We start from the raw sequence: 219 nt of genomic DNA on the forward strand, positions 1-219 counted from the left end.
ACCGCGAGACCATGGGGATGTTCATCGGCCGGCCCGTGCAGGGGCGCGTCTCCCATAAATGGACCATACAGCTGAGCCGCGCGCTGTACCGCCAAGGGCGCTTCTCGGGCGTGCTGGTGCTGTCGCTGTCGCCCGACTACATCTCGGGGTATTTCCAGTCCATCTTCGATGGCGCCAAGGACGTGATCTTGCTGCTGCGCACCGACGGTGTCTATCTGG

The 219-nt window shown here is 63.5% G+C and carries 1 protein-coding gene; it reads left to right on the forward strand.

From position 1 onward, the window contains the following. Positions 1–219: hypothetical protein (locus RRF55_RS28920; protein ID WP_439419435.1), on the forward strand; the 219-nt coding region annotated here is incomplete at both ends.

The organism is Klebsiella sp. K47, assembly GCF_051858335.1.
Lineage (GTDB): Bacteria > Pseudomonadota > Gammaproteobacteria > Enterobacterales > Enterobacteriaceae > Klebsiella > Klebsiella pneumoniae.